Raw genomic sequence first — 21,142 nt, 5'->3', positions numbered from 1 at the left:
TCAGGCACAGTGCGTGTTGCTGGTTTCTCAAAACCAAGCTTGTGTGTTGCTGGTTTCTCAAAACCAGCTCTTTGGTAGCGAAGTTGGTGCGGCATTGGGTTTTGAGAAACCTCAGGCACAGGGTGTGCCGCTGGTTTCTCAAAACCAGCGCATTACAATACCTAGAAATCTGCGCGCAAATAGATTGCTTTTAATTGGACTATTTTCCACCTTTTATCGGCAAAGTCAAACACTTTTTTTTCTATCGTTAATTCAAAAGAGTCAGAGTTAATCGGTTCTAAATGAGTAATGGTGCCTATCTTTTTGTTGCTAATTGGTAGTTTATCAATGAGTTTGATTTGCTGATCTTTTTGTATTTCGTACGTAAATCCTTCAAAAGCAGGTTGGTACCAGTGTAGAAAATAGGCTCGGTTCGACAAAGAAGTTGAATCAATGGCTTGGTGCGGAAAGTTAAAATCAATGCTTGCAGCCTTGTTTTGATTACCAGCATGGGGTCTTATTTCGGCGTTATACATAGAACCTGTTGAAGCAAACATGGGAATAGTAGCCTGCTGCGTATGGTCGTAATAGCGGGCTGTTAATTCACCCAAAAAATCAAGCGAGCGTACTCCGTCGTTGTTTAAATCCACGGGAGTGTCAGAGGAAACAGACGTAAGTGTGTACCAGCCTCCTAGTGTATTGACAGGTGAGTTGGAGTTGCTAAAACAACTTTGAAGGACGAGGGATACGAGTAAAAGAAGAATAAGGTTTTTCATAACATGTTGGTTTTGTGGCAGTGTGCCGCTGGTTTCTCAAAACCAGCCGTTAGCGGTGTTTTCTTTTGATTTTCTTTAGTAGCCTTCTTGTGGGTAGTGCGGCCCATTGGAACGTTCTCGAAAAACGACTGTTGGTAGGGTATTTGCGGTTAGGGGTAAGGTTGTTAAAAATAAGTGCTACAATAAGCAAAATAAACACGCCAGTAGCAACGGGCGAAAGCACAAACCAATAGCCCAAGTGCTTGATTTTTTCTGAACCTATGACGGCAATCAACGCCGTCGCACCTCCAGGTGGGTGCAACGTCTTGGTGATTTGCATACACAAAATGGACAAAGACACTGCCAAAGGGGCTGTAAACCAGATGATATTGGGAAAGACTTGGTAGATAGTTACTCCCAAAACGGCTGAAATGAGGTGCCCGCCGACCAAGTTTCGCGGTTGAGCCAGTGGACTTTGAATCGCTCCAAAAATCAATACGGAAGATGCCCCAAATGAACCAATTAAAAATAAATTGTCAACTTCGGAGAGGGTAGTTTGCAAAAAGGCGATTAGCCCAATGCCTAAAAAAGCACCCGTAAACGACCAGAAATTTTCAACGGAATCGACGAGCGTTTCTTTGTACACGATGTACTTGGCTATGCGATAGCCTCTTCTGATTTTTGACTTGACCATTTGTGGAATACAACTTAAAGGGGGCGCTACGATGTGCGGAAATGGTAGCGAATCTGATTTTACTGCAAATATCTAAAAGTTGTCCCAAATTTCAGTAGGCTATTTTTTTACGGCCCGAATGCACATAAACGCAGGAAACGCATTGAGCTCCTTAAAATGCTTCGGGTCAAGGGTCTCAAATTCAGGTGTGGGCTTGGGTTCTACGAGTTTATCAATGTAAAAACCATTGTCGGTGAGCGGAGTGATGCACTCACTCAGAGGCCTTCGGAAACTGTTGATTTCAACGGGCGAGCCAAATCCTTTCCAAACACACTTGACGTGTTCGACCTCAAAATACTTCGTTGACTGGAAATAATTGTACTCAAAAAACGGATGTTCCATTGACACGATAAGCGTACCTTGAGGCTTGAGAACCCGACAAAACTCTTGTATTGTTAATGTCCAATCGGGTAGGTAATGCAGGGCGAGGGCGCACAGCACCAAGTCGAAGGTACCATCCGAGTGTTGTTCAAAAGGGGCCGAAAGGTCATGAACGTAGAAGTTGTTTTGGTGCTCAGGGTTTCGCTCTTTGGCCAATGAAACCATCGTGGGGCTTAGGTCAAAGCCTGTTACCTGCGCTCCTTGCGATAGTAAGATTTGGGCGTATTTGCCTGGCCCACAAGCGGCATCTAAAATTTTCTTTCCTTCTACATCGGGCAGCAAGCTAAGTGTATTAGGGCGGTCGTAATGCGCGTTATGAGGTTTGTATTCAATGAGTTCGCTGTATTTGAAAGCCAATTGCTCGTAGGCTTGTAAGATGAGGTCTTTCATGGATAGGAATGGTATAGAAATCATTTCCCCGTCACAGGCATTCGCACTGTTTTGATCACAGGCTCGGAGAATGTCTTTTTTTCGTAGCGAGGTGTGAGGTTTGTTTCGGTGATAACTTTGTCTTCGTAGGTGGTGGTTTCTACGATGGCAATCACTTTTACCGACGCATCTACGCCCTGAACGAGATTGTCGTTGGAGAGTAAAATGTAGTACGCCCCTTGGCACAGGGCAGGGTCAGAAAATTTCCTAAAACCTGCGACGCCCTTCCCTTGATCAATGACGCGGTTGGGCTGGCCCGCCATAAACAAGTCACGGTTGGTTTTGTCGGCGACGGCATAATATACGTCTTCTCCCATTTTAGGAATGGCCAAATCGGTGACAACCCCCGCTGCCAACGCCCCGAGCGGGGTGGTAAAATACGCCGCAGCTCCTTTGGCAATACTTACGATGATTTTGGAATTTTGCTTCCACGCTTCGTTGGCCTCGCTGCCCACACCTACCCAGTACGCCCACGATGCCACTTTGGTCGTTTTGTAAGGGGTAATGACGTTTTTGGGAAGGGTAAACGACAACGATGCTTTGTTGCCGTTGGTGTTGGCCGACGAATGTACCCGCTGTGGTTTGTCAAAAACCAATTCCTCGCGCTGCTCCGATTTTACCACTACTTTTTGGGTTTTTCGGGTGTAAGTAGTGTCGTAGCCTGCCAATACCTCTTTGGTATAGGTATTGTAGGTGGTCTCTTGCTTATCTTCCCACGACACGGCGGTATTGAAGTTAATCGTAGCCTCGCTGGCGGGTACGCGCTGGATTTTTATTTTACAAATACGCCCCAAAATGGCCCCGTTTTTAAACTTAAACAAATACACGCCCTGCTTCACCACCTGAATGGTTTTGGTGTCTATTTGGGTGGTTTTGTAGTCCGAAAACTTTGGCGTGTTGGGGTATTCAATGACCTCAATTTCTTTGAGTTCTTTGTCGTTGATTTCTTTGAATTGAAACAAAATTTTATCGCCCGCCGCAAATCCAAACTGTAACTCTTGCTCCTGCATGGGGCCAAGTTTGATGGTTTGTTCGGTGACGTCGATGGGGGCTTGCTGGGCAAAAACGGTGGTAGTGAAAAAAAGCAACCCAATGTGAGCCCAACGGCATAGCAACTTGAAAGTCATTTGCTTAGTACTGTTTTCTTAGATGAAGTTGACGACAAATAGAAATAACAGTAGCAAAGTTCGTAAACAATACCCAAAGAACAGAATTTTTAATTCACTACTGCACTCTTCGGCGTTCTTCTTCGGCGGCGTCTTCGGTTTGGCGGCGACGGGTGTATTTTTCGTTGCCAAAACGATAGCTAAAATTCAGCCCAATGCGGCGAGTATCGTTCTGACTTTGGCGGTATTGGGTCGTATTTTGGTAATTGTTGATGGTTTCGGTGCGGTAGTTGGTAAAAGTCGGGTCGTCAATTAGCAAACGAAGGCTGCCTTTGTCCTTCAAGATTTTCTTGCCTACGCTCACATAAATTGAGTAAAAACTACTCATCGTCATGGTAAACACCTGGTCTCGGGCTGCAATTTGGGTGTACAATTCTGCCGACCACCCTTTGCCAAAACTAAACTGCTGGTTCGTGTTGAAACGAAACGAAACGTAGCGGGTCACGGCTAGGTCGCCATTGACGGTGCCTTGAATGTTGAAACGAAACCCCTGAAAACTCACGTTGGTTGTCCAATACTTGTTGATTTTTTTGTTGTAATTACTCACAATTCCAAACCGATAGCCTTTCCCCAAATTGAACGGTTTACGCACAAATACATCACCCTCCCGAATGTTCAAATATTCATTCAACCCGTCGGCAAAATCCACCGCTAGACCTACACTTATGCCGCTGCTGTTTTGGTAACGAAGCTGGAGATTGTGTAGGTAAAAAGGTTTTAAGGAAGGATTGCCGCTGGTAAAAGTATAGTCGTCGATGTAGTTTAGGAAAGGATTAAACTGCTGGTAACTAGGGCGATTGATGCGGCGGCCGTAGTTGAAACTTAGGTTGTGTTTTCCCAAACTGTCTAACGCTCGCCGAAAAAAGAAGGTAGGAAAGAGATTGGTAAAATGTTGCGAAAACTGCTCGCCCGTCGTAGCGATATTAGGCAGCAGATTGCCCTCAATATTGGTGTTTTCGGCACGTAGCCCCATTTGTAGGCTCGTTTTTTTGTTGAGGGTATGACGTAAGCTCAGGTAGGCAGCGTTAATGTTTTCGTTGTAAACAAAATGATTGCTTTTGGTGGGGTCTATCACAAAATTTTGCTCTAGCTTATTTTCCACATCGGCTTCGTTGGTGTTTTGGACAAAACCAGTTTTTAATCCTGCTTCCACCGTTGTTTTTTTGGAAATAGGGAGTCGATAATCGGTTTTAATGGTGAAAATGGTGGCGGGGGTAAAGAAAATATTGTTGAAAATCTGGGTGTTGTCGTCATGGCTGCTTTGAAAGTTTCGCACCCCTTCCGATTTAAATCGTTGATAGCTGACATCGCCGCTCCACTCGCTGCCAGGCTTTTTGGGTTTGTGGGTAAAATTGAGACTGGTACTTAGGCTATTCCAATCAAATTGTCCACGATTGGTGCCAAAATAGGGTTCGTTGTTGATTAAATTAGTAAACACCGCCCCGTCGTTTCGATGGCTCTTTTGTACAAATAGCTGACCGCCGATGACCATATTTTTACTTTTATCGTAATCAAAACCAAGCCGAAGCGTGCCTCCCAAACTCTGATTGGTTCCGATGTTTTCGCTGCTATATTGTTGATTGTTAGTGTTTTCGGTGGTGGTGCGTGTAGAAGTCGTAACCGTACGATTGGCGTCGCGAGGTAAACCGACGCCCCCAAACAAGTTCAGTTTTCCCAATCGATAGTTGAGGTTTAGGTTGTTATAGCTTCGCCACGTGTGTCCTACGCTTTGGCTGGTACTTACGTTGCCCGTCAGGCCATACAGTCTATTTTTTTTCAGCACAATATTAACAATAGCCGAACCAGCGGCATCGTATTTGGCAGGAGGTGAATCCATGAGTTCCAGCTTGTCCAGCATTTGGGCGGGGAGCGATTTGAGGTAGGTCGATAAGTCGTTGCCACTCATGTAGGTAGGCCGCCCGTCGATGAGCACCAGCACGTTGCCGCGCCCGTTGAGTTGGACATTTCCGTTTTGATCTACCAGCACATTGGGCGTTCTTTCCAACACCTCTTGGGCGGAAAGCGTGGCAGCGCCGTTCATCGCTTCCACATTAATCACGGTTTTGTCATCTTCTTGTACCACCAATGGACGAGTCGTTTTGACAACGACCTCCGCAAGTTGTTGCGTTTTGTCAGGGAGTAAAAAAATGGTGGGAAGCGAAATAGGCGCTGTTCCCAACCGAATCGTGGGGCTTTGGTATTTTTTTGAACCTAGGTAGCTAATTTTTAGAAAATAACTGCCTTGTTTGAGGTTGGCAAACTCAAATTTACCTTGCGCATTTGCCGAGTTACCTGCCACTTGTTGACTATCGGGCAACGCCATCAGCAGGACGTTGGCTCCTACGGCGGCCTCGTTGTGGTGGTCTTTGATTTCACCTCGGAGGGAGTTTTGAGCCCAAGTCGTTGAGGCAATGAATAGAAAGAAAAGGAGATACTTTTTCATGGTGTTTTGTGGTTTTTGGGCAAAACTCGGAAAGGAGCTGCCTTTTAGAGAAGGGGACGGACAGAAAGGGCAGCTGCTGTGATAAAAAGGGAAAATCGACTGACGAGGGGAGATATGAAAAGTATAAATTCGTATTTTACAGTTTTCGTCAGTCAAAAAAGCCTTTCTGTCAGTCAAGGAGAAAAATAATGAAACAGAACCCCCATTTTTGACCAAAAATTGAAACAAAATGGCTGGAAATATTCTCGTTTTTACCCTTTCGGTGGTTGTACTTTGGCTCATTTTTGGCAAACCAAAGCAGATTGTTATCACCCTTTTTTTGTGGGCTTTGGGCTCGGTAGGGCTATTTTTTGCGGTGCTTTTCACATTTCACATCATTGATTTAGACGGTGAAAAGAACCAAGCCTTGATAAGTAGCGTGTTGACGATAGGCTGCGCGGCGGCAGGGCGTTTTATTGCGGAGTATTATTTGAGCAAAAGCGCTCGTAATGAAGACCGCGCTGTGACAATTTTGGGGATATTGTTTGTAGGTTTTTTGCTGGGCTTTGGGTTGGCAATCAATTATTTGAGGTTCAATTTGAGCTTTGTGGTATTGTTATACGTTAATTTGGCCTTGATGGGGCTCGGGTTTGTGACCACGATGGGCGTTACTATTATCAAACACCAAATAGAACGAAAGATTACCACCGCCGAAACCAAGGCCAATGTGAGCGATGCGGAGTTGAAGTTGCTGCAAAGTCAGTTGAGTCCCCATTTTTTGTTCAATACGCTCAATAACCTGTATGCGCTTTCGATACACGATGCGACTAAGCTGCCTCCGCTGCTGCTCAAATTGTCGGACTTGCTGCGCTATACGGTGTATGATACCAAAGCCACGATGGTAGCCCTCGACGACGAAATTAACTACCTCAAAAATTACATTGACTTTGAAAAAATACGCCTTGGAGAGCGCTTAGAATTGGCCGCGAATTGGCCCGAATCGTTGGCTGAAGCTCCTCCGATTGCTCCTATGCTGTTGATTGTGTTTGTGGAAAATGCGTTCAAACATTCAAAAAACACCCAAAATCCGACGATAAAAATTGCCATAGATGTGCAGATTTGGGGGAAAACAATCCTTTTTTCGGTACAAAATAGTTTTGACCCCAACGTGACCACCAATGCGTTGGAACAACACAGTGGCTTAGGTTTGGAAAATGTAAAAAAACGGCTGGAGCTGGCGTACCCCAACCGTCACGATTTAAGTATTGAGCAGAAAAACAATACGTTTATGGTTAAATTAAGACTCACATGACACTGAAGGCACTCATAGTAGATGATGAACCGCTGGCGCGCCAATTGATTGAGGGGTATTGTAAGCATTTGCCTGACATAGAGGTGGTTGGTTCGGTGGTGGATGTGTTTATGGCAAGGCCGATTTTGGAGACGGGCAGGGTGGATGTGCTGTTTTTGGACATCAATATGCCCGTGATGAGTGGGATTAGTTTCTTAAAAAGCCTACATACCAAGCCTATCACGATTTTCACGACTGCCTACAAAGAGCACGCTTACGAGGCTTTTGACCTCGCCGCCACTGACTACCTGCTCAAGCCGTTTTCGATGGAACGTTTTCTCCAAGCCATTGACAAGGCCAAAGCAGCCCTGAAACAGCAACCCAACACGCCCGAAAATTTTGTTTTCCTAAAGTCGGACAGTAAGTTGATTAAACTGTTTTTTGATGAACTGTATTACGTGGAGGCACAGGGTAATCAGGTGAAATTTGTAACCGAACACAGCACGTTCAACATTACGCAGACGTTTAGCTCGGTGTTGGAACTGCTACCTGCGTCGCAGTTTGTGCGAGTACACCGTTCGTTTGCGGTCAATGTTCAGAAAATCAGTATTATAGAGTCGTACCGAGTGCTGTTACTCCAAAAAGGCGAAGTGCCGCTCGGAAGTAATTTTCGGGAAGATTTTTTGAAAATGGTAGTGAGTAAGGGAGGGGAGTGAGGAGAGTTTCTTTGTGATAAACTTTCTAGGTAAACAGTTGTTCTAATGTTTTAACAGCGATGAACATTTTTTGGCTGCCAGGAAGCTTTATGAAGTCATATTTCGTATAAAAGTTTTCGGCTTCTTCATCTATTGGGTCAACAACAACCGCGAATGAACCTATTTCTTGTGAAATTTGGTAACTTCTTTTCAATGCATCAATCAATAATATTTTTCCAATCCCCTTTCCTTGATATTTGCTGTCAATAGCCAATCTTCCGAGTAAAGTAGTTGGGATGGAAGTGTAGGCTTTTGGGAGTTTCTTCCGAATTTGCTCGGGAAAACTACTTAGGGGAATACTATTGTTTGAAAGTGTATGATATCCTTGGATATCATTTGTTTCTCTATCTGATAGTACAAAGCAAGCCGATAGTTTCCTTTTAATGTCTTGACCAGCTTGGGTTTTTAAGTAATTATTTAGAAACTCCTTCCCACAGTCAAAATCTTCTCGGTTATGTTTTTTGTCTAAAAGCTCAATCATTTTTTGAGTTTGATATGAAGGTGTTATAATCCTCATGAGCGCTTTTCAGGGTTTTTGAGGGGGCCTTTGGGTTGGTGATTGCATCAAAAAAGAGTTGACTGTCCTTTTCAGAAGCGATTATTTGCTCCTTTTCCTTTATTATTTCTTTCGCTTTTTCTTGTACTGTCAGAATAACAAAATCTGTCAGACTTCTAAAACCACCTAAGTAAGCGGCTTTCTCAAAAAAATGTTTTTGTTCTTTTGAAAGCCTTGCGTTAAATCGTGCCTGTTCTTTGGTTGTTGTGTTCATAAATAAAATCTTTTTGTAAATGTGCTAAAATACCTGTACAAATTACTTCTTGTGTACAGATATTTTACGTACAATAGCTTGTTTTGGTATTACAAAATACTCTTCTTTAGAGAGCATCTGCCTCATGCTATCAAATGGCGTTTACAATAATTTTTCCTGTTACGAAGCTACTGTTAAGAGCTTTAGCCCTGACTTTCAACTATTACACTAAAAAAGTCAGGGCTAAAGCCCTTTTGGTATTACCCTATTTTTTAGCCCCAGCCTAAAGGCGTGGGGTTTGAGGATATTTTGGGTAGAGTCACAATAAAGCCTTTTTTGTTCGTGCTCATTTACTTGGTGCTCTAACAAACAGGAATGCCTTCTAGCTGCCCTAAAGCCAAGCCAGAAGGCTTAGAACAAATAACAGAAGGCCAAGCGTCGTGTTATCTTTCCTAGAAAACAGCCTTTTTCAAGGTTTATTGTCGAAAAATTTCGGCGAGTTTTTGGTCTAATTGTTCTCCCCGTAAGTTTTTTCCAATGATTTTACCATTAGGGTCGATGAGGAAATTTTGTGGAATAACTTGAACGGCATATTGTTTCACTATTTCGGCCTTCCATTGTTTTAGTTCCGATACATGCGTCCAGTCAAGTTGGTCTTTGTGGATAGCTTTTAACCAAGCATTTTTCCCGTCGGGTTTATCCAATGAAATGCCTAAAATGGTAAACTTCTGGTTTTTGTATCGACGATAATTCTTGACAAGATTCGGGTTTTCGGCGCGGCAAGGCCCGCACCAGCTCGCCCAAAAATCGACCAATACATATTTGCCTCGAAAACTACGCAGAGTCACAGCGTTCCCTGAAGTATCAGGTTGGGTAAAATCAGGGGCCAATGCCCCCACAGAGATTGCTTGAATAGCCGCTAATTTTTTTTCGTAATCTCTTCCTGGAATGCTGGTTTTAATTTCGTCTGATAGGCCGTTGTATAATGGTTGTATTTCAGCATAATCTGGGGCATACCAATCGGTATATTGATCCAAAATACACAGACTTAGCATAGAGGCTGTATTTTCCTTAATAAACTGTGCTTTAATATGTTGCTGCTTACTGTAAACAGCTTTCTTTTGGGTTTCATACGCCTTGGTAAACTCTTTATGCTTTTTCTGTTCGGGGGTAGCTGCCTCGTATTGTTTCTCTATGAGCTCCAACTGGTCTGCGGTGGGTTGAAGTGCCATTTTAAGCCTCTTATGGTCGATGTTCATGGGCGAAATCAGCACTGCTTCTTTGATTGAAGCAGGACTTGTTACTAAAGTAGTGCCAGGTTCTAAGTAGAAGCGGATTGTTTCTTCTCCCACTGAAAGCCACCCATAATGTGGTCGATCAATCGTTCCTGTAACAACAAATTTTCCGTTTTGAACTTGGACGGAATCTGTATGACCTTTATTGTCAAAAAAATACCCTACATAGGCTTTATCGGTGGGTTTATACGTTTTTACTTCCCCTTCAATTCGATAGTTGCTTTGCGACCAAAGGAATATTGGAGTTAGGAGCAGAAGAGCTAATGGTAAAGATTTCATGGGAGTAAATAGGTTTAGTGATTATTATGTATGAATATTGTATATGCAAGTTAGTTAAAAATACAACAACATCCACTAGCGTATCTATATATAAATAACGCGAAGCCCTGCCTCGCGTTATCAAATTGTTTTTTCCAGAAACTAAAGCTGTGGTATTTGCTCTACCAAAACTTCGACACCTGCTTTGTCAAAATAAGTACAGGTCATTTTGTCAAGGCAGATTTCCCATTTCTCGATTCCCGTTTCGGCGCACATCGCAATGAAAGTGAGGTAATCGGTTTTGCCTTGTTGGTGCGCAAGCAGTTCTGCTTTGAACGTCTCTACTTGTGCGGTATCGGCAATGGCCAATGGGGCGTATTTCTCAGGAACTTTGGCGGTGTGGTTGTTGGCACCGTGGTAATCAATGTGCCCGTCGCTGACGTAGGCTTCATAGTGGGTCACGCCCAATGCCTTAATTTCTTTGATGTAAGCGGGAAAGTCGGCACCTGATTTTACTTTGCTGTGGGCTGCTTTGATTTGCTCTGCGGTAAACATTGTTTCGTACGTTTAAAGGATGAAATAAATAACGATGCAAAGTTGCACTACCGCATTCCCCCGTAATTGTAAAAAATCGTTTTTCTACAAAAAGCGCTTAAAATTTTTAGGTATGTTGGCCGTTTATTCTTGATTTCCAGTGCTTTTTAAAATAAAATCAACAATCGGTTGGGGGTCTTTTAGGCTGTGTGGGTGATGGCCCACGCCTTTTTTTACGATGAGTTCAATCGTTCCTCCTGCGTTTCGGTACGTTTCGGCTAGTCGATACGTATTTTCCTCAATGGGGACGACATCATCCGCGTCGCCGCAGACGTGTATGAGTGGGATTTTTGCTGCCGCAAGTTGTACACAATTGTTGATGGGGCTGTCTTTCAACTCATTGACCGTCGTTTCTGTCAAACCGTATGCTTTGAGGCATTTTTCCCAATCGTTTTTTGAGCCTTTTCCCTTGCCTAAGCCGCCTGGCCAACTTTTTATGTCGCACACAGGGGCATCGGCGTAAATACAATATACTTTGTCCACGTTCCGCGAAGCCCAATTGTAGGCATCCAAACCACCTCGACTCAACCCCTCCAAGACCGTTTTACGATTTAGCCCGAAGCGTTGAATCAAATGATTGTAAAAGCCGTCGAATCGGCTCACCGATTTTGGCCCACCGTACAAGTCCACCACATCGACATACACCACATGAAACCCTGTTTGTAACAAGGCAATGTCCACTTGTGGTTCGTGCGCCCAAAACTGAGTACGCCAAATCCAGTTTTTGTTTTGGTTGGGTTGACGGGGGAAAACCACTTTGGCCTCGACGCCCTCAAATTGAAACTCCAGCATTTCAAAGCCGTTCCAGGTAGTGTAAGTAGAGGCTTGATTGCCGCCTGCATAGCTTACAAACGTAAGATTAGCTAGTAGAAATAGTAGAAAGTAGCGTTGAAACGTGGTTTTCTGGCGTGTCTTCATGGGGTGTAAGGTGAATGATAGTTTGGATTTTTCCAATTCACGAAGATAGCAATGTATTCTGTGATGTTGCCGATAGCCATTGTTAAATTTAGATGGTTCTTCGCACCCAGTTTTTTCTTTTTTAGGCCCTACAACGCCAAAAGCCCATCCGTGGATGAGCTTTTGGCGTTGTAGGCATCTTTTCGTTAAGAATTGATGAACTTTAAAATGTCGTTGTTGATGGTTTCGGCTTCGGTGGTAGGCATACCGTGCGAAAAGCCTGGATAGATAATCAGGGTTCCGTTTTTCAAAAGTTCGTGGGCTTTTACGGCAGTGGTAGCATAGGGAACAATCTGGTCGTCGTCGCCGTGGAGTACCAAAACTGGGATGTCCACACTTTTTAAATCTTCGGTGAAATCTGTTTCAGAGAATACCTTGACACAATCGTACTGCGCTTTGATTCCCCCCATCATTCCTTGTCTCCACCAATTGTCTTGGATGCCTTTTTTCACTACTGCGCCTTCGCGGTTATATCCAAAAAAGGGAAAAGTAATGTCTTGGTAAAACTGAGCGCGGTTGTGTTGGGTATTGTGGCGAATGTTATCAAATACTTCCAAAGGTACACCGTCAGGATTTCTTTCGTCGGCAATCATGTAGGGAGTAATTGCGCTGATCAATACCACTTTAGCTACTCGGTCTTTGCCGTATTTGGCGGCATATCGTATGGCCTCGCCACCTCCCGTAGAATGCCCAATGTGAATGGCGTTTTTAAGGTCTAAAAATTCGGTAAGTTCTGCTACGTCGGCTGCATAGGTGTCCATATCGTTGCCTTGGTAGGTTTGGGTAGAGCGCCCGTGGCCACGGCGGTCGTGAGCGATTACTCTAAACCCTTTTTCTAAGAAAAACATCATTTGGGCATCCCAATCGTCAGAAGATAATGGCCATCCGTGGTGGAAAAAAATGGGTTGTCCTTGGCCTAAATCTTTGAAATAAATTTCAGTTCCGTCTTTTACTGTTAGCTTGTTCATTGTTTTGATTGTCAAATGGTTAATGATTGATTTGATGATGCAAAGGTCTTTCAAAAAGCGATGGCCATCAATGGACAAACTTCGCCTTGAATTGCACATTTTGCCTCAATCATTAAAAAATGACAAAATCAGAACTGTTTTCGGAACGATGTAGGGGAAATTCCCGTGTGTTTGGTGAAGAACCGAACAAAATAAGCGTCGTCCTCGTAATTTAGGCTGTACGCAATCTCCTTGACCGATAATGACGTGTGGGCCAAAAGGCGCTTGCTTTCGAGGATGATTCGGTTTTTGATGATGTCGTTGGGGGTGTCTTTGCTAAGTAATCCTATTTTTTTGCTGAGATTTTTGGGCGTAATAGAAAGTATATCGGCATAATCTGCAACCGTATGGTGGGTTTTGTAATGCTGCTCTACCAGTTTGCTAAATTTCCTCAAAAATTGCACATCAGCATGTTGTTCATTTTCAGCCAATTGATGTTGTTCTTTCCAAGTTCTTGTGGACTTGAGAATAATAAGTTTGAGCAAAATCCGTAACATTTCTTCGGTGCTGGCATCGTCGTTTTCCATCTCATGTTGTATCTCTCTAATGATTGCCTGCATGGCCGACGATTGGTCGTCACTTAGCTTAATGAAAGGAACTTCAAACACATTATTGTACAAAATCCCGTCGCAGGCCACTTCTTGGTCGTGAATTTCGACGCAATAAAAATCTCGGTTAAAGTGCAATAATACTTCTTTATTGTACTCATTTTGAGAGAATTGTATCACTACTTTAGGGTTAATAAAGAGCAGTGCATCCGAGTCCAAGAGGAAGTGTTGGAAGTCAACTTGAATCGCCGTGTTTTTGGGCAAAAAAAGAATTTTTATGTGCTCTTCGATGGATTGTAGCACACTTTCGCTGATTTCGCTATCCAAAGAACGAAGGTTGCCAAATTGCTTTAATGAAAATTCTTTGAGCATTGCTTGTAACGTTTTTCGTTCTTTTGATTGGGTTGTAGATGATAGTTTTCGGCTGCTACTGCGTGGCAATTTAAGCATACTTTTGCTCTCTTGCCACGCGTTGTAGCATAGCTGTTCTAATCTCAGCCGATTTTTAAGGAATGAATCTGGTCATTTTTAATATCGAACCGATAGGTCAATACAAGCGGGCTGCCAGGGAAAGTACCCGAAATCTCTGCCTTTAACGTCTGGGTGTTTGCTGAATACTCACGTGGTCGCATGACTGCTTTATAGGTATCATTGGCTTTTTTTATCCAATTCCTAATTTCTGTTTTTCCTTTGTGTGTTCTTCCTTCGTCAAAAACGACGGCCGTTTCGGCAAAACAATTGGCATACGCAACGCTGTCAAAATTGTTTTGTGCTTTTATTAAATGGGCTACTACTTCTGGTAAATTACTCATACTTTTAATTGATTATAGTGGATAAATATTAAATCGTTGGGATGGTGCCGCCGTCGATGACAAATTCGGTGCCAGTGAGATAATTAGCTCTGGGTGAGACCAAAAAGCCAACGAGTTCGGCTACTTCTTCGGGTTGGGCAGGCCTGCCGAAGGGGATTCCACCTAAGGCATCCATGACGCTTTGGGTGGCTTGCTCAATGGTGCTGTTTGAACTTGCGGCGATGCGTTCCATCATTCTGGTGGAAGCGCTTGTCATGATCCAGCCAGGTGAAACTGTCAGTACCCTAACACCTTTTGGGGAAACTTCATTGGATAGGCTTTTACTGTAATTGATTAGTCCTGCTTTGGCGGCGGCATAAGGCAAGGTCGAATCGTATAAAGGTAATTTGCCTTGAATGGAAGCAATGTGAATAATTACTCCGTTTCCGCGTGTGATCATTTGTGGTAAAAATCCTCTATCTAACCTCACGGGGGCAAGCAAATTGCTTTGGAGCGTTTGCTCCCAGTCGTCGTCACTCAAAGCCGCAAAGCCACCTCCTGAGGTGTCGGAGCCACCTAGGTTGTTGACCAAGATGTCTAATCGGCCATATCTTGCCAATACTTCATTCACTACTTTTTGGGTTCCTAAGGGTTGGCTTAAATCCGCCGAGATAAAATCCAGTGCTTCGTTGGGTACTTCGGGGGCATTTCGTGCCGTGATTATTACGGTGGCACCTGCCTTCGAGAGGCGTTCAGCGATGGCCTTTCCAGCTCCTTTTGTTCCACCTGTTACCAATGCAATTCTGCCTGATAGCTCATTATTGAAATCAAAATCCTGTTTCATTGATTCTTTTTTGTGCAAATTTCAGACATACATTCAGGTGAAGCAATTACGGAAATACGATTCGGATAGGGATAAATTTTTCCCCTATTGTACGATTTGGAGCATAGGTCTAATTTTGTAGTATGTATGAAAGAAAAATTTTACCAAGCCTAAACTGCGGTTTAGACTTGATTGGCGAAGTGCTGTATGGCAAATGGAAAATCCGTTTGTTATGGTTTATCAGTGAAGGGCATCAACGACCAAGCGAACTGCAACGCAAAATCCCCGATGCAACCAGACGGGTATTGAATATTCAGTTGAAAGAACTGGAAGACCACGGGTTGGTCACTAAAGAAATTTTTCCAGTTCTTCCGCCCAAAGTGGAATACCGACTTACAGAGTTGGGTCAAACGATCATCCCCGTGATTTCAGCTTTGGGTCAATGGGGCGACACCAATGAAGATCATTTACGGTCGGTTATTTTAAAACGGCTGACGAACGAAAGCCAATAGTAAACTGCCCAAAAACATCTTTTTCATAGTTGTTGCAGGTTAAACGCATTAAAAAAAGCAGCCTCAGCGAGGCGAAATCTTAGTAGAAAAAAAGGGATAAAGGTCACCCAAAAGCCCCATCGGGGTGACATCTTTTCCGAGCGTCGGCCGCCCCGATGGGGCTTTGTGGTGGATTTGATTCATTTTTCTACTAAGAGGTAGCTCCTCTGGAGCAATCAATAGCGACCCTATATTTTAATGCGTTCAACCTGTAGTTTTTGGTTGTTTTTAAGCTTTTTAATCTCTTTAAATTCGCGGTGTCCAAAGTTTAACAACACATTGGGCATTAGTCTGCTGGCTAATTTGATAATGTTGATTGCAAAGGGTTTCAATTCCTTTTTGTCTTTTAGCATACCGTTAATCGCCACTTTTACCATGTCGTCTGCGTTCATCATCATGCTTTCGTTAGGCTGTTTTACCCAATCGTCTTGCAATTTTGTTTTTACCCCTGGCGGAATCATTTCAAATACCTTTACATGGGTATCTTCTAATTGTAATCGTAAGGATTGGGTGTAGGCGCGAACCCCTGCTTTGGTTGCGCTATAAATGGGTGCTGCCGAGTAGCTCATAAAGGCTATCCCCGATGAAACGTTGACAATGGCTGCGGATTTTTGTTTCAATAAATGGGGTAAAAATTGATGCACCATCTGAACCATTCCCGAAAGATTAGTAGCGATTTCGCGGTTGATATTTTCCAAGTCTAATGATTGGTCTCGTACATTGATTAAACGCATCAAACCTGCGTTATTGATGAGGATATTCAAATCGGGAAATTGGAGCGTAACTTCTTTGTATAATTTCTCAATATCCTTCGGATTACTTACATCACTTTGGAAAGTATGTACGTTGGGAAATTGTTTTTTTGTTTCGTTAAGAGCATCCAGTTTTCTGCCTGTAACAATGATAGTTGACCCTATCTCAGTCAATTGTTTTACAAATTCCAAACCGATTCCACTTGTGCCTCCTGTGATAAGAATTGTGCTGTTTTTTAAGTCCATTTGTTTGCGTGTTTTGTTAATGCAAAGGTCAGCACTAACCCGCAAATGGATGTAGCTAAAAGTCGGTTTGTTGTAGTCAAAAAGGAAGAAGTATTTTTAATAAAAAAAGCTATAAGGTTTTAGAAACCTTATAGCTTTGGAAAAATGAAAAACTTTATTGATTTGATGCGTTTTGGAGCGCCAATTGCAAGGGCAGTGATCTCAAACGCTTACCTGTCAAGTCAAAAACCGCATTGGCAATGGCGGGGGCAATGGGGGAAAGCGGAGGCTCTCCAACCCCAGAAGGTACCTCAGAACCTTCGTGTAAGATAACCTCTATTTCGGGCGTATCGCTGAGCCTGACTACTTGGTAATTGTGGAAATTGGTTTGCACAAATTGCCCATTTTCTACCGTGCCTTGTTCGTAGAGGCTGGCACTGATGGCCATCATGGTAGCACCTTCTACTTGCTGATTGATGCCGTCGGGGTTAATGATTTTGCCAGGGTCAATGGCTTGTATCACTTTCACAATCTTAATGGCACCATCGACTATTTTTACTTCTACCACCGCCGCTGAAACCGTTTTGCGGTCATCGCATACTGCCAAGCCACGGCCAATCCCTTCCGACTTTGGTAAGTGCCAGCCTGATTTTTCGCCAATGATTTCGAGCAACTTTTTCCGACGAACCAATTGCGGCGTGTCGTCGCAGTGATCGATTCTCAACTTCAGAGGATTAACTCCTGCTTTATGCGCCAATTCATCCATAAAACTTTCGATGGCAAACGTGTTAGCAAACATTCCCACCCCCCGCCATATACTGGTTTCAAAGGGTAGGTTGTTGTGCCATACCGTGGTTTTGACGTTGGGAACATGGTACGCACACCGCGCGCCGTGTCCTGCCACGATAAAGTCAGCACCTAAGATTGTTTCGGCTATAGCAGGGACGGAGTTAAATATCATTGGACCCGTGGCAAGGTGGTGTTCAAAGGCCAAAATTTTGCCGTCTTTACTCACTTTCCCTTTTAAAACGTGGTGGGTATTGGGCCTTACGTACCCGTTTTGAAACTCTTGCTGACGGGTAGCAAGCAAGTGAACGGGCTTCCCGACGGCCTTTGATAGTTTGGCGGCCTCTACGGCGTTGCTCTTAAATGCCTTTCGGCCAAATCCTCCTCCCATGTACGTTGGCATAATGGTAACGTCCTCGGTTTTAAGGTCTAAAGCCTCCGCAACGGAAGTTTGTAAATAGGCAGGATTTTGAAAAGAGGCGTAAAGCGTTATTTTGTTGTCTTTATAATCAGCGACGACAATGGAAGGCTCTAAATTGCCGTGAAAACCAATTGGCGTACGAAATTCGGCCGTTAGCACCTCATCGGGTACGCTGTTTGTGTCGCCATCGTTTTGGATATTGACCTTTTTGCCGTTTCCAACTGTTATCAATTTGTCCAGGTCTTTGGTAGAAACGTTGGGGTTGTAGTCCCACTCCGCCTTGATTCTCTCCACCGCCGTTTGTGCGGCGTAGCGAGACGTGGCCACCACGCCAATCCAGTTTGTTTCTTCTACAATCTTTAGTACACCCGCCGAATTTTTTGCACCACTGGTATCGGCACTTTTGAGCGTTCCTTTAACATAGGGAGAATAAAGCACCGCGCCATAGACCATATTGGGCAAGGTAGTATCAATGCCGTAAATCGGTTTGGCAAGGACTTTATCGGGTAAATCAATTCGTTTTTGTTGTTTCCCAACGTATTTGAACTGTGAAGACGGTCGTAACGCGGGTGTTTCGGTCGTTTCCCATGTGGTAATTTGTTTGGCCAAGTCGGCATACGATAATTGCTTATCACCAGCCGTCAACACTCCGTCGTTGGTTGTGATGGAAGCAACGGGAATATTCCACAATTTCGACGCCTGAAGTTTAAGGGTTTCTCGCAGGGTAGCGGCCACTTCTCGGATGGTGACATAAAAAGAAGAGGTGCTATTGCTTCCCCCCGTGTTTGAGAGAAGTCCGTTTAAGGAGTTGGCATGAACAACCTTAATTTTCTCCACTGCAATGTCCAGTTCCTCGGCGGCAAGCATGGCAAAGCCCGTAAAGATTCCCTGTCCCATCTCGGCTTTGGGCGATTTTAGGGTAATGGTATTGTCGGCATTGACTTCAAACCACAACTTGGGGTCAAAATCTGAGACATCTGCTGGAATGTCCATTTCTGAAGTGACGTCACTTATTTTTCTTCTAATGGCTCCTCGTCCGAAATAGAGCAAGGCCAACGTTCCTGCTACGCCCGAACCAGAAATGGCCAAAAATTTTCTTCTCGAAAATCCTTTTTTAGGTTTTTTATCCTTGTTTTCCATCGGTTTTCAGTTTTGCCGCCAAAAGAATTGCTTTAATAATGCGAGGATGAGTACCACACCGACAGATGTTGGAGATACCGTTTTTGATGTCATCAACTGTGGGGTTGGGGTTTTCCTCCAAAAGCTTAGCTGCCGCCATCATAAAACCCGATTGGCAGTAGCCGCATTGGGGAACTTGAACCTCCAGCCATGCCTGCTGTACGGGGTGCAAGTGGGTTTCGTCTTCCGAAAGCCCCTCAATGGTGGTTATTTTTTTGCCATTGGCCAGTTGGGCAGGATACGAACACGAGCGAATTAGGTCGCCGTCAACGTACAGGGAGCAAGCGCCGCACAGGGCTTTGCCACAGCCAAACTTTGTGCCTTTAAGCTGGGCTTCATCGCGAATGAGCCAAAGTAAAGGCATGTCGGGCTCGACATCCAAAACCGTAGGCTTGTTATTGATGGTTAGTGAAAGTTGCATAGTGATTCAATTGAGAAGTCATTTTTCTATCACTGCAAGGTTCAAAAAAAATAATGAGAAAGATGTAGCCAAAAGGCACATTGTTGTAGCCAGAAAGAAAAGAGCTGCTACGCACCATAGAAGTTGCGGAGGCTCGCAGCGGTAGCAGCGCCGAGGCGATTATTTTCCGATAATTTCTTTTCGGTGTTTTACGCCCCATTCAGACATAATCTGAATGAGTTCTTTGAAGGAATTGCCGTATTCGGTAATAGCGTATTCTACTGAAATGGGCTGGGTATCTTTGACTGTTCTCGAAATCAATTTGTTCATTTCTAGGTCTTTCAACTCGCGGCTCAATACCTTCCCAGAGATACCGTCCACCAGTTTTAATAACTCGCTAAACCTTCTTGGACTAAAACAGAGGCAGGTAACGATGGAGATTTTCCATTTTCCGCCCAATACGTCCATAATGTCTTGAATAGCCCTCATAGAGGCGGTGCAAGTGTCGTTGTCCGACACACAAGTGGCTGGTTTCTTAATTGTCACAAGCTGACTCATTGGTAAATTGGTAGATTAAAATAAACTATTACCTTATGACACAAAGTTACAAAATGTCACCACATTTGCAGCGTACTTTTTAAAATTATTACTTCAAATGAGCAACAAAGTTGTATTAATCACTGGCACAAACAGTGGATTTGGTTGGTTGACAGCCAACACGTTAGCAGGACTAGGTCACAAGGTATATGCTACGATGCGAGATACCGCATCAAAGAATGCCGAAAAGGCAAAAGCACTTTCACAGGTTGAAAACATTACGGTGCTAGATGTTACGCTGACGGACGATGTCAGCGTAAAAAAGGCGGTAGATTCAATTATTGCGGCCGAGGGACGCATTGATGTGTTGGTCAACAATGCAGGTTTTGGAGCTGCGGGTGTGGCCGAAAGCTTTACGACGACCGACGTAGAAGAAATGTTTGGCTTGCATGTGGTGGCATACTGGCGATTGATGAAAGCCGTTTTGCCCGTCATGCGTCAACAAGCCGACGGACTCATCGTGAATATCTCAAGCGGTGCGGGACGATTTGCGTTTCCGTTTATGACAGTCTATAGCGCTGCCAAATTTGGCTTAGAAGGGTTGAGCGAAGGACTACACTACGAAGTAAAACAGTTGGGCGTGGACGTAGCGATTATTCAGCCTGGTGCCTTCCCGACGGACATTTTGCACAAAGTCAGAACGGGTTCGGATGAGTCGGTCGTGGCAGGATACGGCGCATTGGCCGAAATTCCGAACCAGATGGGGAGTGGTTTGGCCCAATTATTTGAAACCACCAAACCAAATCCGCAAGAAGTAGCCGATGCCGTAGTAACGCTAATAAACTTACCCAAAGGCGAACGCCCCCTCAGAACGGTCGTTGATCCATCAACGGGTTACATTGTAGAGGCAGCCAACGAAGCGGTACAGGTAGAATATGAAAAAACAATTACCGCATTTGGCATGGGTTCATTGTTAAATTAAGACTTCGATGCCTTGAAACGGGTCAAGCAGAATACATGTTGCTTGACCCGTTTTTGTTACAATTTTTGTCCCAAATAGAGCACAGATGCCTTGATGGATTGCTCTTTGAGGTGCAAAATCTTTTTACGGTCTTCGTCTTTCATGAAATTTTGGAAGTCTTCGTGGGCGTCAAACTCCACCAAATGGATTTCGTAAGGAGGGTCGATTTGCACCTCAATAAAGCTTTCTTTGGGAGGGCGTACCCTAAACAAAAGGCGACCATTGTACTTAGCAATGGTAGGGATGGCCACGCTTTCAAACTCATCAAAAACAGCCTCTTGGCCTTCAATGACGTAAATAAGTTGAGTGATGTGTATCATTTCTTAGTTTATTTGTT

23 protein-coding genes are annotated in these 21,142 nt (G+C 44.0%); 4 read left to right on the top strand and 19 right to left on the bottom strand.

Annotated elements, in window-relative coordinates:
* Positions 1-161 precede the first annotated feature (161 nt).
* The 5 genes from AC23P2_RS11670 to AC23P2_RS11650 all read right to left on the bottom strand — a co-directional run bounded on the left by AC23P2_RS11670 (position 162) and on the right by AC23P2_RS11650 (position 5,886).
* Positions 162-755, bottom strand: a complete 594-nt coding sequence (locus tag AC23P2_RS11670) for a hypothetical protein (RefSeq protein ID WP_487773358.1) — start codon at positions 753-755, stop codon at positions 162-164.
* A gap of 49 nt (positions 756-804) precedes the next feature.
* A complete protein-coding gene (locus tag AC23P2_RS11665; protein ID WP_472488374.1) occupies positions 805-1,428 on the bottom strand; it encodes an HPP family protein in 624 nt (207 codons plus the stop codon).
* Between the two features lie 99 nt (positions 1,429-1,527).
* Positions 1,528-2,238 carry a class I SAM-dependent methyltransferase gene (locus AC23P2_RS11660; protein WP_487773357.1) on the bottom strand — a complete coding sequence of 237 codons (711 nt, stop codon included), beginning with the start codon at positions 2,236-2,238 and terminating at the stop codon, positions 1,528-1,530.
* Between the two features lie 20 nt (positions 2,239-2,258).
* Positions 2,259-3,404, bottom strand: a complete 1,146-nt coding sequence (locus AC23P2_RS11655) for a hypothetical protein (protein WP_487773356.1) — start codon at positions 3,402-3,404, stop codon at positions 2,259-2,261.
* Positions 3,405-3,501: 97 nt separating this feature from the next.
* Positions 3,502-5,886, bottom strand: a complete 2,385-nt coding sequence (locus tag AC23P2_RS11650) for a TonB-dependent receptor (protein ID WP_487773355.1) — start codon at positions 5,884-5,886, stop codon at positions 3,502-3,504.
* A gap of 229 nt (positions 5,887-6,115) precedes the next feature.
* Here AC23P2_RS11650 and AC23P2_RS11645 point away from each other — a divergent pair, with 229 nt between their 5' ends.
* On the top strand, positions 6,116-7,177 hold the full coding sequence (locus AC23P2_RS11645) for a sensor histidine kinase (RefSeq protein WP_487773354.1): 1,062 nt from the start codon (positions 6,116-6,118) through the stop codon (positions 7,175-7,177).
* Positions 7,174-7,872, top strand: coding sequence for a LytR/AlgR family response regulator transcription factor (locus AC23P2_RS11640; RefSeq protein ID WP_487773353.1), 699 nt, complete (start codon positions 7,174-7,176; stop codon positions 7,870-7,872). Before AC23P2_RS11645 ends, AC23P2_RS11640 begins: the two co-directional genes overlap by 4 nt.
* 25 nt (positions 7,873-7,897) lie before the next feature.
* On the opposite strand, the gene AC23P2_RS11635 is transcribed toward AC23P2_RS11640, so the two are convergent.
* The 9 genes from AC23P2_RS11635 to AC23P2_RS11595 all read right to left on the bottom strand — a co-directional run bounded on the left by AC23P2_RS11635 (position 7,898) and on the right by AC23P2_RS11595 (position 14,954).
* Positions 7,898-8,392, bottom strand: coding sequence for a GNAT family N-acetyltransferase (locus AC23P2_RS11635; RefSeq protein ID WP_487773352.1), 495 nt, complete (start codon positions 8,390-8,392; stop codon positions 7,898-7,900).
* Positions 8,385-8,681: a type II toxin-antitoxin system TacA family antitoxin gene (locus AC23P2_RS11630; RefSeq protein WP_487773351.1), complete on the bottom strand. Its 297-nt coding sequence runs from the start codon at positions 8,679-8,681 to the stop codon at positions 8,385-8,387. The genes AC23P2_RS11635 and AC23P2_RS11630 overlap by 8 nt, the downstream gene beginning before the upstream one ends.
* A gap of 455 nt (positions 8,682-9,136) precedes the next feature.
* Positions 9,137-10,234 carry a redoxin domain-containing protein gene (locus AC23P2_RS11625; RefSeq protein ID WP_487773350.1) on the bottom strand — a complete coding sequence of 366 codons (1,098 nt, stop codon included), beginning with the start codon at positions 10,232-10,234 and terminating at the stop codon, positions 9,137-9,139.
* Between the two features lie 141 nt (positions 10,235-10,375).
* Positions 10,376-10,768, bottom strand: coding sequence for a DUF1398 domain-containing protein (locus tag AC23P2_RS11620; RefSeq protein ID WP_487773349.1), 393 nt, complete (start codon positions 10,766-10,768; stop codon positions 10,376-10,378).
* Between the two features lie 123 nt (positions 10,769-10,891).
* Positions 10,892-11,725, bottom strand: a complete 834-nt coding sequence (locus AC23P2_RS11615) for an alpha/beta hydrolase family protein (RefSeq protein WP_487773348.1) — start codon at positions 11,723-11,725, stop codon at positions 10,892-10,894.
* Positions 11,726-11,910: 185 nt separating this feature from the next.
* Positions 11,911-12,732, bottom strand: coding sequence for an alpha/beta fold hydrolase (locus AC23P2_RS11610; protein WP_487773347.1), 822 nt, complete (start codon positions 12,730-12,732; stop codon positions 11,911-11,913).
* A gap of 128 nt (positions 12,733-12,860) precedes the next feature.
* Complete coding sequence (locus AC23P2_RS11605; protein ID WP_487773346.1) at positions 12,861-13,769, bottom strand: helix-turn-helix domain-containing protein; 909 nt, start codon at positions 13,767-13,769, stop codon at positions 12,861-12,863.
* 44 nt (positions 13,770-13,813) lie between these two features.
* Entirely contained in the window at positions 13,814-14,131 is a 318-nt protein-coding gene (locus tag AC23P2_RS11600) for a nuclear transport factor 2-like protein (RefSeq protein ID WP_487773345.1), read from the bottom strand.
* A 28-nt stretch (positions 14,132-14,159) separates the two neighbouring features.
* A complete protein-coding gene (locus AC23P2_RS11595) occupies positions 14,160-14,954 on the bottom strand; it encodes an SDR family oxidoreductase (protein WP_487773344.1) in 795 nt (264 codons plus the stop codon).
* A gap of 122 nt (positions 14,955-15,076) precedes the next feature.
* On the opposite strand from AC23P2_RS11595, the gene AC23P2_RS11590 reads away from it, so the two are divergent.
* Complete coding sequence (locus tag AC23P2_RS11590) at positions 15,077-15,445, top strand: winged helix-turn-helix transcriptional regulator (protein WP_487773343.1); 369 nt, start codon at positions 15,077-15,079, stop codon at positions 15,443-15,445.
* A gap of 227 nt (positions 15,446-15,672) precedes the next feature.
* On the opposite strand, the gene AC23P2_RS11585 is transcribed toward AC23P2_RS11590, so the two are convergent.
* From AC23P2_RS11585 to AC23P2_RS11570, 4 genes are all read right to left on the bottom strand, one after another.
* The gene (locus AC23P2_RS11585; RefSeq protein WP_487773342.1) at positions 15,673-16,482 is read right to left on the bottom strand and encodes an SDR family oxidoreductase; all 810 of its coding nucleotides are present in this window, start codon (positions 16,480-16,482) and stop codon (positions 15,673-15,675) included.
* A 154-nt stretch (positions 16,483-16,636) separates the two neighbouring features.
* Positions 16,637-18,808 (bottom strand): xanthine dehydrogenase family protein molybdopterin-binding subunit, encoded by a 2,172-nt coding sequence (locus AC23P2_RS11580; RefSeq protein ID WP_487773341.1) that lies wholly within the window; start codon positions 18,806-18,808, stop codon positions 16,637-16,639.
* Complete coding sequence (locus AC23P2_RS11575) at positions 18,792-19,268, bottom strand: (2Fe-2S)-binding protein (RefSeq protein WP_487773340.1); 477 nt, start codon at positions 19,266-19,268, stop codon at positions 18,792-18,794. Before AC23P2_RS11575 ends, AC23P2_RS11580 begins: the two co-directional genes overlap by 17 nt.
* A gap of 159 nt (positions 19,269-19,427) precedes the next feature.
* Complete coding sequence (locus tag AC23P2_RS11570; protein WP_487773339.1) at positions 19,428-19,805, bottom strand: winged helix-turn-helix transcriptional regulator; 378 nt, start codon at positions 19,803-19,805, stop codon at positions 19,428-19,430.
* Positions 19,806-19,902: 97 nt separating this feature from the next.
* Here AC23P2_RS11570 and AC23P2_RS11565 point away from each other — a divergent pair, with 97 nt between their 5' ends.
* On the top strand, positions 19,903-20,766 hold the full coding sequence (locus AC23P2_RS11565; protein ID WP_487773338.1) for an SDR family oxidoreductase: 864 nt from the start codon (positions 19,903-19,905) through the stop codon (positions 20,764-20,766).
* 56 nt (positions 20,767-20,822) lie between these two features.
* Here AC23P2_RS11565 and AC23P2_RS11560 read toward each other — a convergent pair whose 3' ends face one another.
* Positions 20,823-21,125 carry a DUF1330 domain-containing protein gene (locus tag AC23P2_RS11560; RefSeq protein WP_487773337.1) on the bottom strand — a complete coding sequence of 101 codons (303 nt, stop codon included), beginning with the start codon at positions 21,123-21,125 and terminating at the stop codon, positions 20,823-20,825.
* Positions 21,126-21,142 lie beyond the last annotated feature (17 nt).

This window comes from Runella sp. R0.1_18 (assembly GCF_057652155.1).
The sequence above is the reverse complement of the archived record's forward strand: the minus strand, read 5'-3'. Positions and strand labels throughout refer to the sequence as shown.